Here is a 15220-nt window from a genome sequence, read left to right as displayed (position 1 = left end):
TTATCAAAATTTACACGATTGTTTCTGATTCTTTACAAGGCCTTACTTAAAATTATATCATATGGCCTGTCATTATTCTATAACAATGAGGCATTTTTTCTCCCTCATCCTGCAATCGATGCATTCTAAAAATGCTGTCACTTTTTATGACGACAAAATTAAAATACTTTAAATTGCAGCCTTCCACAGCCTGAGCTATACTGTAAAGCAAAGACATACAGGAATACCATGGATGACGGAGGTGATAGCATGGATTTTACACCTCGTATGCAACAGATTTTACAGCGCCTGCTATCGGAAACGGACTTTGTATCGGAGCAAACCCTGGCCGATGACCTGGGTATCAGCAAGCGGACGGTCCAGCGTGAACTCGACGGGACAACAGGCGCACTGGCTTCTTATGGCCTGCAATTACAGCGCAAGAAAAAGGCCGGCCTCATGCTCATCGGGCCTGAGAAAGAAAAAGAACGACTGGCCGCTTCCCTGCAAACGGCATCGGCTATGGACTTTACCGATAAGCAGAATCGCCGCCGTTACTTGCTCTTTGAAATCCTGCGCGACCGGACACCGAAGAAACTCTTCTATTACAGCCAGCTCCTCGGTGTCAGTGAAGCCACAGCTGCTTCAGACCTGGAAGCACTGGCCCCATGGCTGCAAAAAAATAATTTATCCGTTTTGAAGAAGCAAGGCTACGGCGTCGTCCTTACGGGCAGTGAAAAAGACTACCGCGAAGCCATGCGCCGCTTCATCAGCGAAACGACGTCTGCCGAAGATTTCAAAGACCTCCATGATGGCCAGGAAGCCTTGACCAAGGCCGTCATGAATGTGACGGATAAAGGCATCTATAAATTGCTCAACAGCCATACGATTCAGCGAGTCTATACGGTTCTCCAGAAACTTCACGAAGAAAAAATCGCCCACTTCACAGATGCCGCCAAAATCGGTCTGGTCATCCATATTGCCATCGCCATCGAACGCGTGGCCAGCGGACAATTGCAGGAAGAACCTGCTGTCCCGCCAGCCATCCCGGATGATGAAGACAGTACCTTGGCACGACGCATCTTGAAAGGCATGGAAGAGGAATTTCAGCTGCCCATGCCATCCATCGAAATATCTTATCTGCTCCTGCACATCAAGGGCGCCAAAATCCGCTATAACGGCAGTCCATGGCAGGGTCCGGGCGGACTGGACGAACCAGCCCTTCTCGTCATCATCGATAAGATGATTGAAGCCTTCGACCCGCAGTATGCCTATGATTTGCGCTGTGATGATGAATTCATCCGCGGCCTGTTCGTCCATTTACAGCCGACTATCGTGCGCTTGAAACACCATCTGAATATCATCAATCCCCTGCTGGACGATATCAGACAGGAATATGCCTCGGTTTTCCAAAAATCCCGCCGCGCTGCCACCATCTTGGCAGAGGCCTTGGATACAACGGTTTCCGAAGAAGAAATAGGCTATTTGACTATCCATTTCGGCGCAGCCCTGGAGCGCCTCAAAGGCAAGAAAGTCTTTACCCGCAAAGTCATCATCGGCATCGTCTGCGCCAGCGGTTTCGGCCTGGCCCGCCTGATGATGACCCGTCTTCAAAACAAACTGCCCAGCTATGTCGAGCTCCATACATATGGCAAGGACGGCTTGACAGAATCGGTGTTGCAAGAGACAGATTTCTTCATCAGCACCCTGCCCCTGCAGATTCCTGGAGCCGACGTCCTGCGTACATCCCCCCTTATCACGGGTTCGGAACTTCAACATATCCTGGGTAAAATTGATACATATTCCCACATCCGCAAAGCGCCGGACCTGGTCACGCCTTCAGGAGAAACTTTTTTATCCGCCCTGGACCGGACACATCTCCTGGCCCGGGAAATGGCCGGTCTTCTGCGTCACTATCAGCAATTCACCGTCCCCGCCTCGTCTACCTTTGCCCAAGTCGTCCATACGCTGGCCGCAGCCGCAACGAAAGGCGAAGAGGATACGGCCCTCTTATTCGACGCCATCATCCGCCGCGAATGCTTGAACAGCCAGATTTTCCCAGACCAGGGCTTTGCTTTGCTTCATTGCCGTACCCAAACCATCCGTCAATCCTTATTCTATACGTGCGTCCCCGACGGCCCAGCCTTTGAGGACGACTATTTCAAAGGCATTGCCACTGTCCTGCTGCTCATCATGCCCGAAGACGAATATCGCCAGGTCCATACGGACGTGCTGGGTTTCATCAGCAGTTCCCTAGTCAGCGATGACGCTTTTTACCAGGCCATCCTCGGGCACGACCCAGAAAAAATCCGCTGCCACCTGCAGCGGATCCTCAAGACCTATTTCGAGTCTGCCCTGAGTCTATAAGTCGACGTACTGCCGGAGTTTCTTGACATACGACCGGCCGATGGGCACGGGCTGGTCTTCCATCCCTTTGACGATGAGGACGTATTGATGATTGAACCACGGTTCGATTTGCTGAACCTCATCGATGTTGACGATATAATTGCGGTGACAGCGAAAGAACACCTCTTCAGGCAGACGCTTTTCAAACTGGACCAGACTGAGATGGCTGGGATACGTCTTGCCCGACAAGGTAACGAGAAAAACTTTTCGTTTCTCTGCATAGACCAGGCGGATATCTTCCGTCGAAATGAGTTTGATCTTGTCGCCTTCATCGACGGAAAAACGCCGGGCATAACTGGGTCGGCTGCTGTCAACAGCTGTTTCGGAAGCTCCTTCCTGCAAAGGAGCTTCTTTTTTTATATAGACAGCGCGGAATTTCTCGACGACCCGCCGCACTTCCTCCTCTGTAACCGGTTTGACCAGATAATCGAGGACATTGAGCCGCAGCGCTTGGGAAATAAAATCGCGCTTGCCCGTGACGAAGACGACGGCTGGATGAGGGCCCTTGGCCGCTTCAATCTGTCTGGCAATGGTCATGCCGCTGACCCGCGGCATTTCCAGCGTCAGAAAGACGATATCCGGCTGATGAGCCGCCAGACAAGCCATGGCTTGTTCCCCTTCATAACATATTGATTTTACCTCGATAGACGGATCCCCACGCTGTAACAGCTTCTTCAACTGCGCCGCCATTAGCGGTTCGTGATCGATGATCACGGCTTTTGCCCCCATGTCAACACCTTCTTTTCATGATTTTTCATCTTCATTATACCACAAACCGTGTTATTGCCAGTAGGGATAAAGCCTGTAAAAACCTCATTTCCCAAGTCCTGTCATCTTCCAAAAGGACAAAGTTAAATTACTTTTAATTGCTTTTGATATGTACACAAGTTATACTGTAGCCATCAAGAGAGCAGCGCAGTGCAATCCGGAGTGTCAGGTACTGCTCGTGTCCCACGTATTCATTCCAAAGATTTTAGGAGGAATCATCATGAAAGCAAAAGTCCAATCCTTCGGCCGTTTCCTCAGCGGTATGGTCATGCCAAACATCGGCGCCTTCATCGCCTGGGGCCTGATTACGGCCTTATTCATCCCCAGCGGCTGGCTGCCTAACGAACAGCTGGCAAAAATGGTCGGACCTTTCCTGACCTACGTCCTGCCCCTGCTCATCGCCTTCCAGGGCGGCAAAATCGTCGGCGGCCTGCGCGGCGCCATCATGGGTGCCATTGCCACGGTCGGCGTCATCTGCGGCACGACCTACACCATGTTCATGGGTGCCATGGTCATGGGGCCCCTGGCCGGCCTGGTCATCAAGAAATTTGACGCCGCTGTCGACGGCCGCATCAAGCCGGGCTTCGAAATGCTCATCAACAACTTCTCCGTCGGCATCCTGGGCATGGTCATGGCCATCCTCGGCTTCTACCTCATCGGCCCGGTCATGGGCATCATCTTGTCCTTCCTGACGGCCGGCGTCCAGATCCTGCTCCAGGCCGGTATCTTCCCGCTCATCGGTGTCTTCGTAGAACCGGCTAAAGTCCTCTTCTTGAACAACGCCATCAACCACGGCATCTTCACTCCCCTCGGCGCCGAACAAGTCGCCGAAACGGGCAAGTCCATCTTCTACATGATTGAAACCAATCCCGGCCCCGGCACAGGCGTTCTCCTGGCTTACTGGCTCTTCTCGAAAGACACCATGACCCGTCAGTCCGCTCCCGGCGCCCTGATCATCCACCTTCTCGGCGGTATCCACGAAATTTCCTTCCCCTACATCCTCATGAACCCGGCTCTCCTGCTGGCAACCATCAGCGGCAGTGTCGCAGCCCTGTTCTACAACATGATTTTCGACCTCGGTCTTTCGGGTCCGCCGGCCCCGGGCAGCCTCATTTCCTATCTGGCCATGGCGCCGAAGGGTTCGACCCTCTCAGTCATCCTGAGCATCGTCATTGCTGCTGCCGTCTCCTTCATCATCGCCTCGCCGATCATCAAGATGTCCGCTGCCAAATCCAGCGAATCCCTGGAAGAAGCCCAGCAGAAGATGCAGGACATGAAGGCTGAATCGAAAGGCACGTCTCCGGCAGCCGCCGCTCCGGCCCAGGCCGATTTGAAGTGCATCACCAACGTCGTCTTCGCCTGCGATGCCGGTATGGGTTCCAGTGCCATGGGAGCCGCCGTCTTGCAGAAGAAATTCAAGAAAGCCGGCCTGACCGACATCACCGTCAGTCACGCTTCCGTTTCAGAAATCCCAGCAGACGCCCAGCTCGTCGTCTGTCACCAGGATTTGGCTGAACGAGCGAAAGCCAGTGCTCCCCAAGCCCGCTTGATTACAATTACAAACTTTATGGCAGCCCCTGAATACGGCATGCTCGTCGATGAATTAGTCGCTGCCCGTCAAAGTAAATAAAGGAGATATATACCATGAACACGATTTTGCAGAAGAAAAATATCATCCTCAATTGCCAGTCTAAAGCCAAAGAAGACGTCATCAAAGAAATCGGCAAGATTTTCTACGATGATGGCTATACGACAGAAAAATACACCCAGGCCATGCTGGACAAAGAAAAAGTCTTCAATACGGCCATCGGCAACGCCGTCGCCATCCCTCACGGTATCGAAGAAGGCAAATGCGAAGTCAAGAAATCGGGCTTAGTCATCATGACCTTCCCCCAGGGAACCGATTGGGGCGGTGAAACAGTCAAACTGGTCATCGGTATCGCCGGTGTCGGTGACGAACACATCGATATACTCAGCAATATCGCCGTCACCTGTTCCGATGAAGATGAAGTCGACGAAATCCTGAAAAGCTCTGTCGATCAGATTTACGATACCTTCGCCAACATCGAAGCAGAATAGTCACCTAATCTATTAATACATATATTATGGAACAATCACTTAGGAGGATTCTATCATGAAAACAAAAGCAGTCAGAATGTATGGTACCCGCGATTTACGTCTGGAAGAATTTGAACTCCCGGAAATCAAAGACGACGAAATCTTAGCCAAAATCATTACCGACAGCATCTGCATGTCGACGTACAAACTCGTCGAACAGGGCAAGAAACATAAACGGGCTCCCCAGAACATGGATACGCACCCCATCATCACAGGTCACGAATTCGCCGGCGTCATCGTCAAGGTCGGCAAGAAATGGCAGGACCAGTTCAAGCCGGGCATGCGCTTCGCCCAGCAGCCGGCCCTGAACTATAAAGGCAGCCTGGCTTCTCCGGGTTATTCTTACGAATTCTTCGGCGGCGACTGCACGTACTGCATCTTCCCGCATGAAGTCATGGAACTGGGCGCCCTCATGCCCTATGACGGCGAAAGTTTCTTCGAAGCCTCCCTGGGTGAACCTATGAGCTGCATCATCGGCGGCTACCACGCCAACTACCACACGAACAAACATAATTACAACCACGCCATGGGCACCAAAGAAGGCGGCAACATCATCATCCTCGGCGGCTGCGGCCCCATGGGCCTGGGCGCCATCAGCTACGGCATCAACTTTGAAAACAAACCGAAGCGCATCGTCGTCACCGACATCAACGACGCCCGCATCGCCCGGGCTAAAGAAGTCGTCTCGCCGGAATACGCAGCCCAGCACGGTGTCGAACTCATCTACGTTAACACGTCCAACATGGATACGGCTTATGACGACTTAATGAAAATCACCGATGGCCATGGCTATGACGACGTCTTCGTCTACACACCAATCCGTGCCGTCGCCGAATTGGGCAATAAACTCCTGGCCTTCGACGGCTGCATGAACTTCTTCTCCGGCCCGACGGACAAAAACTTCAGCGCTGACATCAACCTCTATGACTGCCATTACACCAGCACCCACATCATGGGCACGACAGGCGGCAACAACGATGACCTCATCGAAGCCAACACCCTGGCTGCCAAAGGCATCATCGACCCGGCTGTCATGATCACCCACGTCGGCGGCATCGACAGCATCGCTGAAACGACACTCAACCTGCCGAAAATCCCGGGCGGCAAAAAATTAGCCTACACCCAGTTCGATATGCCTATGACCGCCATCGAAGACTTCGCCAAACTCGGTGAAAAAGATCCGTTCTTCCTGGAACTGGACAAATGCTGCAAAGCCCACAAAGGATTGTGGAACGCCGAAGCCGAAAAAATGATTCTCAAACACTTCAACGTAGAAATCTAAATACGCTTTCTCTCTCAAATTCTCTATATAAGAAGGGCTTGTCACTTGTTCTTTTCTGATGTGACAAGCCCTTCTTATATAGGTCAATTATTTGTTTTTATGATTCTTACAGCAGTTCACAACTTTTTGAACAAATAAATATCGCGTAACCATACTTTAAAGTATAATGAATCTGCTACAACACACCATCTCAAAGGAGTTACGCGATGAATTCATTATACCTCGAAAATTCGATTAACCTATATAATTGCAAATAAAGTGAAACACGAGTATAATACTTATGAGTATTATACTCGTGTTTCACTTTATTTATGGAGGTTTTTCTCATGATTGGCAGAAAACAGGAATTAGCGCTTTTAGAAAAATTATATAGTTCTCCTTCTTTTCAATTTTTAATCATGTATGGCCGCCGCCGTGTGGGAAAGACGACGATTTTGCAAAAATTTGCTCAATCTCACGATTGTATCTTTTTCCCGGCCCAGGAAAAGAACGACGTCCTAAATTTGGAAGATTTTTCTCAAACTGTTCAGGAACATTATACCGGTGATTATTTAGCACCTTTCCCGAATTGGGAAAAAGCCTTGGCTTTTATCGAAAAACAAAGCCGCAACGATAAACGAACAGTCCTCATCATTGACGAATTTCCCTTTTTAGCCTCCCAAAATCCTTCGATAAAAAGTATTTTCCAGCATGCTATCGACCACAGCTGGCAAAATAAAAACATCTTTCTCATCCTCTGCGGCTCCAGTGTCAGCTTTATGATTAACGAAGTCATGGGATACAAAAGCCCTTTATATGGGCGGATTACTGCACATCTAGAAGTAAAGCCTTTTGATTATCTGGAAAGTGCTGAGTTTTTCCCGAATTATTCACAAGAAGAAAAATTATTGGCCTATGGCATCCTCGGCGGAATCCCTCGCTATTTAAAGGCATTTAATCCATATCAAGACATTACCGGAAATATCGCCGAACACATTTTATCTGAAAATGCCTATCTTCACGACGAACCGCAGCTCCTTTTGCGCATGGAACTGCGTGAACCAGGTATTTATAATAGTATACTCGAGGCTATCGCCAATGGAGCCAATAGGATTTCCACCATCTCCGACCGCATTCACGAAGACCGGAGCAAATGCACGAAATATCTGCAAGTATTACAGAACATCCGCCTGGTAAAAAAAATCATCCCCTGTGGCCAGCCTAAAACGAGTAAAAAAGGCATTTACGTGATTGCAGATCATTACTACCGTTTTTGGTACCGCTATACGTTCTCACAAAAAAATTATTACTTCCTCTTAGGCGAAGAAAAAGCTGCCCAAGAAATCATGGACGGCATTTCCGACTATATGGGACCTGTCTTTGAAGAAATCTGCACCGAATACCTCTGGCGCCGGGCCAAGGCCCATACTCTTCCCTTCATCCCCGCTGTCATCGGCAAGTGGTGGGGCACCAATCCCCTATTGAAACAGCAGGATGATATCGACATTCTCGCACTCGATAAGACAGAGACAGAAGGAATCTTCTGCGAATGTAAATACCGGAACCGTCCTATGCCCATGGAAGAGTATGATGATTTAGTCCAGGCTACAGCCGCCTTCCCAAAAGTAACAAAAAAACACCTGATTTTCTTCAGTAAAGGCGGATACACCCAGCCCGTCATAGAACGCGCCCAAAGGGAAGGCGCACAATTAATGAGCATAAGTAATCTGTTCTAAGCTCCATATTTATGCAAATAATCGGCGTAGTAAAATTCGTCGGTCGTCATGCTGAAGTAGCGGATACCTTCGCGCAGGCCCAGGAATCCTGGGATGAGGGTCCAGCAGAACAGGGCGTAGATGACACCGCGGACGGGGCGTTTCAAATAGAAGTAATGGATGCCGAAGGAACCCAGGAAGAAGGCCAGGACCGCTGTAATCAGCCGTTCTTCGTTGATTTTATGGCGCAGTTCCGGCGTAATCGACGAAAAGGTTCCGTCTGTATAGGCATCGAAGCGGTCGGCAGCTTTCTGTTTCCACTGGGCCAGGGAACCTTTCAGGGACGATGGCTTCTTTCTCCGTACAGCGGCTTCCGGGTTGTACAGGCCCTGGGCAGACAGGTTCTGAGCCATGACTGTCGTTTCTCCATCGATAGTCACCAGCTCGGCTTCCAAGACCTGGGTGAACTGTTCTTCATAGGCCTGGTCGAGTTGGCTGAGCAAGGTCTTGAGTTTCTGCTGTGTCTGGACGACCTTATCCGTCCTGAGTCCCGTCGCCGAGAGCTTCTTATATTTGCGGACCATGAAGACGGCCCGGTCCTGGTAATAATCGATGAAGTGTTCTGCCAGGCCGATCCGTTCGGGATACTGTTGCAGATAATAGAGGAAATTACGGGCAATATGCTGCATATTGGCGACAGTCCGGCACAAATCCGAGTCGGTCAATCCCCTGCGTTCCGCTTCCATGCGGTTGAAATCGCTGAGAGCCTTTTCAAAAGCGGCCTGGTCGCGGCTGGCCCCCTTGCCTTTGCTGCCGGGCCACTTCAAAGAAAGCTTATGCGGCTGCCGTTCCAGGCGATACAAGATATATAGCGACAGGATAACGCCGATGACACCGACAGGATGGTTATAAAAGAACCAAGCACCGCCACCGATGAGCAGGCAGAAAAAAGAAAGGACATATAAAATATATTTCATCGAATTCCTCCTCCCTCTCATTGACTTTATTGTAACAAATGTAGGGAGATATAGCAAAAGGCGCTGTCGCATGAAGACAGCGCCTTTTCTGTAGGGGCGACCACTAGCCACTAGCCACTAGCCACTAGCCACTAGCCACTAGCCACTAGCTATTTTACAACAGCGTTATTGATGATGGCGAGGAAGTCGTCGGCTTTGAGGCTGGCACCGCCTACGAGACCGCCGTCGATGTCGGCAGAGCCTGTGAGTTCAGCGACGTTGCCGCCTTTGACGCTGCCGCCGTAGAGGATGGAAACGTCTTCAGCCGTAGCAGCATCATAGAGGGCAGCCAGTTTCTTGCGGATGATGGCGCAGACTTCTTCAGCCTGAGCAGCACTGGCCGTCTTGCCCGTGCCGATAGCCCAAATCGGTTCATAGGCGATGACGACTTTCTTGACGTCTTCTGCCTTCAGGCCTTCCAGGGCTTTTTCGATCTGGCCTTCGATCCAGGACTGCATGATGCCCTGTTCGCGCTGTTCCAGCGTTTCGCCGCAGCAAACGATGGGCGTCAGGTTATGAGCCAGAGCTGCTTTGGTCTTCTTGTTGACCGTTTCATCGGTTTCATTGAAATACGTACGGCGTTCGGAATGACCGAGGATGACATGGGTGACGCCGATGTCGACGAGCATGGCCGGCGAAACTTCACCGGTGAAAGCGCCTTTTTCTTCCCAATGCATGTTCTGGGCAGCGACATGGATCGGCGTGCCTTTGGTCATTTCAACGGCCATGGAAAGGTACGGGAAGACCGGAGCGATGATGACTTCCGGTTTTACGTCCTGCGGAACTTTGGCGACGAGGCCCTGGATGGTTTCTTTAGCGTCGGCACCGAGGTGGTTCATTTTCCAGTTGCCGGCAATGATGGTTTTACGCATAATGAGTTTCCTCCTTTAAAGGTGAATGATTATTTATCGCTCAGGGATACGACACCCGGGAGCTGTTTGCCTTCGAGATATTCCAGGGAAGCACCGCCGCCCGTGGAGATGTGGCTGATCTTGTCGGCCAGGCCGGTCTTGTTGACAGCCGAAACGGAGTCACCGCCGCCGACGATGGAAACAGCTTCGGAATCAGCGACAGCTTTAGCGACAGCTTCTGTGCCTTTAGCATAGTTTTCCATTTCAAATACGCCCATCGGCCCGTTCCAGACGATGAGTTTCATCGGGGCCAGTTCTTTAGCGAAGAGTTCCTGCGTCTTCGTGCCGACGTCGAGGATCATCCAGTCAGCCGGGACAGCATCGACGGAAACGACTTTGTGGTCGGCGTCGTTCTTAAATTCAGCAGCGACCGTGACATCAACCGGCAGGAGCAGTTTCGTTCCCTGTTCTTTAGCCTGGTTGATGAGCTGTTTGGCCAAATCGATTTTGTCGGCTTCGACCAGGGATTTGCCGATGCCATAGCCCTGGGCAGCCAGGAAGGTATTGGCCATGCCGCCGCCGATGATCATGAGGTCGACTTTAGGCAGGAGGTTGGAAATGACTTCGATCTTGTCGGAAACTTTAGCCCCGCCGATGATGGCTGCGAAAGGATGAGCCGGGTTGTCGACAGCCCCGCCGATGAAGCGGATTTCTTTTTCCAGCAGGAAGCCGGCTGCCATGGGCAGGAATTTCGTAATGCCTGCGACCGAAGCATGAGCGCGGTGGCAGCAGCCGAAAGCGTCGTTGATGCCGACTTCAGCCAGAGAAGCGAGCTGGCGGGCGAAATCTTCGCCGTTTTTTTCTTCTTCTTTATGGAAACGGAGATTTTCCAGGAGCAGGACTTCACCCGGTTTGAGGGCGTCAGCCATGGCTTTCGTTTCTGCACCGACGCAATCCGGAGCGAATTTGACATCAAGGCCGAGGAGTTCCGACAAGCGTTTGGCAACGGGTTTCAACGAATACTTTTCGACGACCTGTCCCTTCGGGCGGCCGAGATGGCTGGCCAGGATGACGGCTGCTTTATGGTCGAGCAAGTATTTAATGGTCGGCAGCGTCTTCTGGATACGCGTATCGTCTGTAATGTTGCAGTTTTCATCAAGGGGGACGTTGAAGTCAGCGCGGACAAAAACGCGTTTGTTTTCGACATTTACATCAGTAATCGTTTTTTTCATGAAAGGTTCCTCCTCCAATTAAAGCATTTGTATGATTTTTTCAGCCGCGCCTTCGTCCGTGACCAGCGTACCCGTATGGCAGGCCCGCATGACGCCTACAATGGCTTCGGCCTTGCTGGCGCCACCGGCTACGGCGATGACGTGCGGATGAAATTTGATTTCTCGCAATGAAATCCCTACATTATTCGTACCATATAAAATCTTGCCATCGAGGCCGCAATAGCAGCCCAGCGATTCGCCACAGGCGCCGAGGCTGTGCAGGGCATCGCGCTGGAGCGTCGTCATGCCCCGCTTGCGGGCCATGCGGTCCGCCCGGCCGATGCCGAAGATGACGACCTGGGCCCGGGCCGTCATGGCCACATTTTCCTGGGTCTGGCGGTCGGCTTGGAGCATCATCTGCAGCGCCGAATCACTGAGGCCTTCCGGGATATGGATCATGCGGTACGAACTGTGGGTCTTGGCCGCAATGTTGGCGGCGATGTAGTTGGCCTGGACTTCGACATGGTTGCCCATGCTTCCGCGGGCCGGCAAGATAGTCACGTTGGCCAGACATTCCGGAAGCATGCGGGCCACTTCAGCCATCGTCGACCCGCCGCTGATAGCGACCGTATCTACGCTGCCGAAAAGGTCGTTCAGGAGCAGCGCACCCCGGCGGCCCAGTTCTTCCTTGGCGGTCTTATCGTTATCGCTGTCACCGGGGACGATATAGACATTTTTCAGGCCCAGCTTCTGGCGGATCTGGCGCTGCATGTCGTCCAAATTATTCAGGCGCAGGAAACACTCCAGGAGATCCGGCATGAGCCGTTTGCCTTCCGGTTCCATGGCAATGCCCAGCGTCGTAAAGCGCACGATGCCACTGCGCCGCAAGACGTCGACGTGAGACCGGACGACGCGTTCCGACAGGCCCGAAAGACCTGCCAGGGTCCGCCGGCCGACGGGCTCGGCGTCGGCGATATGCCGCAGCAGCAGATAGCGTTCTTTGATTGTCCCCATGACATCGGGAGCTATTTTTTGAAAGATACTCAATGTATCTTGTTCCATCTTACTCTCTCCCTTCACGATGCGATAGAACAACAGAGTATAATCACTGGTCCAGCAGGCATTTGCCGGTCATATCGGCAGGAATGTCCATACCGGCCAAAGTCAGCATGGTCGGGGCGACGTCGGCCAGGATGCCGTCGTGCAGGTGATCCCCTTTATGTTCTTCACTGACCAGGATGCACGGTACATGGTTCGTCGTATGAGCCGTGTAAGGGCAGCCCGTATCGGGATCGGCCATCTGTTCCGCATTGCCATGGTCGGCGATGATCAGGAGCTGGCCCTGGACGGGTTTCAAGGCTTCAACGATTTTGCCGACGCAGGTGTCGACCGTTTCGACAGCTTTGACAGCCGCTTCAAAGACGCCTGTATGGCCGACCATATCGGCGTTGGCGAAATTGAGCATGATCATATCATATTTATCGGCCTTGATCTGTTCGATGACTTTTTCCGTGACAATGGGCGCGTTCATTTCCGGCTGCAAGTCATACGTCGCAACTTTCGGCGACGGTACGAGGATGCGGTCTTCACCGGGATTCGGTTCTTCTTCGCCGCCATTGAAGAAATACGTGACGTGAGCGTATTTTTCCGTTTCGGCAATGCGCAGCTGCGTCTTGCCGGCCTTAGCCAGGACTTCGCCTAAGGTATCCGGAATCCGTTCCTTATCGTAGACGACGTGTACCGGAAGGTCATCTTCATAACGGGTCATGGTCGCAAAGTACGTATCCAGCTTCTTCGGACGCGGGAAGCCGTCGAAATCGGGAACGACGAAAGCCGTCGTCAACTGGCGGGCCCGGTCAGGGCGGAAGTTGAAGAAGATGACACTGTCGCCATCCTGGACGGGATGTTTATGGATGACAGTGGGAATGACGAATTCGTCGGAAATGTCAGCCGCATAGGAATGTTCCAGGCAGGTCTGAGCATCCGGTTCCTGCGGTCCTTCACCGAGGGCGACGGCATCATAAGCCTTTTCAACGCGTTCCCAGCGTTTATCGCGGTCCATGGCATAATAACGGCCGCTGATGGTAGCGATTTCGCCGACGCCGAGTTCAACGCACTTATCTTCCAGTTCCTTGAGGTATTCGCCAGCGCTGCGGGGCAGTACGTCGCGGCCGTCGAGGAAGGCGTGGATGTAGACTTTTTTCAAGCCATTGCGCTTGGCCATTTCCAAAAGACCATAGAGATGCTGTTCGCTGCTGTGGACGCCGCCAGGAGAGACGAGGCCCAGCAGATGGAGGGCCGAATCCTTTTCCTTGACGTTTTCCATAGCACCGACGAGAGCCGGTTTCTGGAAGAAAGCGCCGTCTTTGATGTCCTTGGTGATTTTTGTCAGCGCCTGGTACACAATACGTCCCGCACCGATATTAAGATGGCCCACTTCAGAGTTGCCAATCTGGCCGTCAGGCAGACCGACGTCTTCGCCCGATGCGCCGAGATACGAATGAGGATATTCTTTCCAAAGTTTCGGCAAGACCTTGAGGTCTGCCTGGGCTACGGCGTTATCTTTTTCGATATGGCTGCAGCCAAAACCATCCATGATGACCAGCATTACAGGTTTCTTTTTCGTCATTACAGTTTTTGACTCCTTTTGTAATCGATGAGTAATAAAAAGGGGCCGCCATGCGACGGCCCCTTTAGGGTTCAATCTGATTTGTAACGGGAGGCTGTTTACCCGTTGGGAAATGCGTCGCTACAAATTAGTGTTTGCTGTTGTAATCGTTCATGACAGCAATGAGGTTGAGGACTTTGTTGGAGTAGCCGATTTCGTTGTCGTACCAGGAAACGACTTTTACGAAGGTGTCCGTCAAAGCGATACCAGCTTTAGCGTCGAAGATGGACGTGAGCGGGCAGCCGAGGAAGTCGGAGGAAACGACAGCTTCGTCAGTGTAGCCGAGGATGCCTTTGAGTTCGCCTTCAGAAGCTTTCTTCATAGCTGCGCAGATTTCATCGTATGTAGCCGGTTTAGCGAGGTTGACCGTGAGGTCGACGACGGAAACGTCGAGGGTCGGTACACGCATGGACATGCCGGTCAATTTGCCGTTCAATTCCGGAATGACTTTGCCGACAGCTTTTGCAGCACCCGTCGAGGACGGAATGATGTTGCCAGCAGCTGCACGGCCGCCGCGCCAATCTTTCATGGACGGGCCGTCAACGGTTTTCTGCGTAGCCGTTGTGGAGTGAACCGTCGTCATGAGGCCTTCTTTGATGCCGAAAGCATCGTTGAGGACTTTAGCGATCGGAGCGAGGCAGTTCGTCGTGCAAGATGCGTTGGAAACGATCTGCTGGCCTTTGTATGTATCGGTGTTAACGCCGCAAACGAACATGTCTGCCTGACGGCCGTCAGCACCCTGTTTGGAAGGAGCGGAGAGTACAACGTATTTTGCACCAGCTGCGAGGTGTTTTTCAGCGAGGTCCATGGTGAGGAAACGGCCTGTCGATTCAACGACATATTCAGCACCGACTTCGTCCCATTTGAGGTTGGCCGGATCCATTTCAGCCGTTACGCGGATTTTTTTGCCGTTAACGATGAGCTGGCTGTTTTCGACGTCAGCTTCGATCGTGCCGTCGAACTGGCCGTGCATGGTGTCGTATTTGAGCATGTATGCCATGTAGTCAACCGGGCAAAGGTCGTTGATGCCTACGATTTCGATGTCATCACGAGTCTGTGCAGCGCGGAAAACAAAACGACCAATACGACCGAAACCATTAATACCAACTTTAATCATTGTCGATACACTCCTTTTGAAAACAAAATAACCTTTTTACATAATTCTAAGAACCTGAGGGCCTTACTACTTACACTGTAAGTATGCCACATCGGGTACGATTTTGCAAT

The 15220-nt window shown here is 51.8% G+C and carries 12 protein-coding genes; 5 read left to right on the top strand and 7 right to left on the bottom strand.

Going from position 1 to position 15220, the window contains the following annotated elements; all coding sequences use genetic code 11:
• The first annotated feature begins 267 nt into the window (after nt 1-267).
• Nucleotides 268-2346 carry a BglG family transcription antiterminator gene (locus tag C6362_RS05980; protein WP_255411270.1) on the top strand — a complete coding sequence of 693 codons (2079 nt, stop codon included), beginning with the start codon at nt 268-270 and terminating at the stop codon, nt 2344-2346.
• Here the strand turns inward: C6362_RS05980 and C6362_RS05975 are convergent.
• Entirely contained in the window at nt 2341-3099 is a 759-nt protein-coding gene (locus C6362_RS05975; protein ID WP_232501492.1) for a LytR/AlgR family response regulator transcription factor, read from the bottom strand. The genes C6362_RS05980 and C6362_RS05975 overlap by 6 nt on opposite strands.
• A 274-nt stretch (nt 3100-3373) precedes the next feature.
• On the opposite strand from C6362_RS05975, the gene C6362_RS05970 reads away from it, so the two are divergent.
• The 4 genes from C6362_RS05970 (at nt 3374) to C6362_RS05955 (ending at nt 8268) form a co-directional block, all read left to right on the top strand.
• The gene (locus C6362_RS05970) at nt 3374-4783 is read left to right on the top strand and encodes a PTS mannitol transporter subunit IICB (protein ID WP_014015835.1); all 1410 of its coding nucleotides are present in this window, start codon (nt 3374-3376) and stop codon (nt 4781-4783) included.
• Between the two features lie 14 nt (nt 4784-4797).
• Nucleotides 4798-5232 (top strand): PTS sugar transporter subunit IIA, encoded by a 435-nt coding sequence (locus C6362_RS05965; protein WP_014015834.1) that lies wholly within the window; start codon nt 4798-4800, stop codon nt 5230-5232.
• Nucleotides 5233-5287: 55 nt separating this feature from the next.
• Entirely contained in the window at nt 5288-6553 is a 1266-nt protein-coding gene (locus C6362_RS05960) for a zinc-binding dehydrogenase (protein ID WP_014015833.1), read from the top strand.
• A gap of 326 nt (nt 6554-6879) precedes the next feature.
• Nucleotides 6880-8268: an ATP-binding protein gene (locus C6362_RS05955; RefSeq protein WP_014015832.1), complete on the top strand. Its 1389-nt coding sequence runs from the start codon at nt 6880-6882 to the stop codon at nt 8266-8268.
• On the opposite strand, the gene C6362_RS05950 is transcribed toward C6362_RS05955, so the two are convergent.
• The 6 genes from C6362_RS05950 to gap all read right to left on the bottom strand — a co-directional run bounded on the left by C6362_RS05950 (nt 8265) and on the right by gap (nt 15110).
• Nucleotides 8265-9224, bottom strand: coding sequence for a 5-bromo-4-chloroindolyl phosphate hydrolysis family protein (locus tag C6362_RS05950; protein WP_014015831.1), 960 nt, complete (start codon nt 9222-9224; stop codon nt 8265-8267). The genes C6362_RS05955 and C6362_RS05950 overlap by 4 nt on opposite strands.
• A gap of 149 nt (nt 9225-9373) precedes the next feature.
• On the bottom strand, nt 9374-10135 hold the full coding sequence (gene tpiA / locus C6362_RS05945; RefSeq protein WP_014015830.1) for a triose-phosphate isomerase: 762 nt from the start codon (nt 10133-10135) through the stop codon (nt 9374-9376).
• 29 nt (nt 10136-10164) lie between these two features.
• A complete protein-coding gene (locus C6362_RS05940) occupies nt 10165-11346 on the bottom strand; it encodes a phosphoglycerate kinase (protein WP_014015829.1) in 1182 nt (393 codons plus the stop codon).
• An 18-nt stretch (nt 11347-11364) separates the two neighbouring features.
• Nucleotides 11365-12387, bottom strand: coding sequence for a sugar-binding transcriptional regulator (locus C6362_RS05935; protein WP_014015828.1), 1023 nt, complete (start codon nt 12385-12387; stop codon nt 11365-11367).
• 43 nt (nt 12388-12430) lie between these two features.
• Entirely contained in the window at nt 12431-13954 is a 1524-nt protein-coding gene (gene gpmI, locus C6362_RS05930) for a 2,3-bisphosphoglycerate-independent phosphoglycerate mutase (protein WP_014015827.1), read from the bottom strand.
• Nucleotides 13955-14081: 127 nt separating this feature from the next.
• The gene (gene gap, locus C6362_RS05925) at nt 14082-15110 is read right to left on the bottom strand and encodes a type I glyceraldehyde-3-phosphate dehydrogenase (protein ID WP_014015826.1); all 1029 of its coding nucleotides are present in this window, start codon (nt 15108-15110) and stop codon (nt 14082-14084) included.
• Nucleotides 15111-15220: the final 110 nt, after the last annotated feature.

The sequence above is a fragment of the Megasphaera elsdenii DSM 20460 genome (assembly GCF_003010495.1).
Lineage (GTDB): Bacteria > Bacillota > Negativicutes > Veillonellales > Megasphaeraceae > Megasphaera > Megasphaera elsdenii.
Note: the sequence above shows the minus strand (reverse complement) of the source record. Positions and strands in the feature narration are given on the sequence as shown.

Bases quoted from the DNA above. Each gene is read 5' to 3' on its own strand.
- C6362_RS05980 (WP_255411270.1), top strand. From the start codon at position 268: ATGCAACAGATTTTACAGCGCCTGCTATCGGAAACGGACTTTGTATCG.
- C6362_RS05970 (WP_014015835.1), top strand. From the start codon at position 3,374: ATGAAAGCAAAAGTCCAATCCTTCGGCCGTTTCCTCAGCGGTATGGTC.
- C6362_RS05965 (WP_014015834.1), top strand. From the start codon at position 4,798: ATGAACACGATTTTGCAGAAGAAAAATATCATCCTCAATTGCCAGTCT.
- C6362_RS05960 (WP_014015833.1), top strand. From the start codon at position 5,288: ATGAAAACAAAAGCAGTCAGAATGTATGGTACCCGCGATTTACGTCTG.
- C6362_RS05955 (WP_014015832.1), top strand. From the start codon at position 6,880: ATGATTGGCAGAAAACAGGAATTAGCGCTTTTAGAAAAATTATATAGT.
- C6362_RS05950 (WP_014015831.1), bottom strand. From the start codon at position 9,224: ATGAAATATATTTTATATGTCCTTTCTTTTTTCTGCCTGCTCATCGGT.
- tpiA (WP_014015830.1), bottom strand. From the start codon at position 10,135: ATGCGTAAAACCATCATTGCCGGCAACTGGAAAATGAACCACCTCGGT.
- C6362_RS05940 (WP_014015829.1), bottom strand. From the start codon at position 11,346: ATGAAAAAAACGATTACTGATGTAAATGTCGAAAACAAACGCGTTTTT.
- C6362_RS05935 (WP_014015828.1), bottom strand. From the start codon at position 12,387: ATGGAACAAGATACATTGAGTATCTTTCAAAAAATAGCTCCCGATGTC.
- gpmI (WP_014015827.1), bottom strand. From the start codon at position 13,954: ATGACGAAAAAGAAACCTGTAATGCTGGTCATCATGGATGGTTTTGGC.
- gap (WP_014015826.1), bottom strand. From the start codon at position 15,110: ATGATTAAAGTTGGTATTAATGGTTTCGGTCGTATTGGTCGTTTTGTT.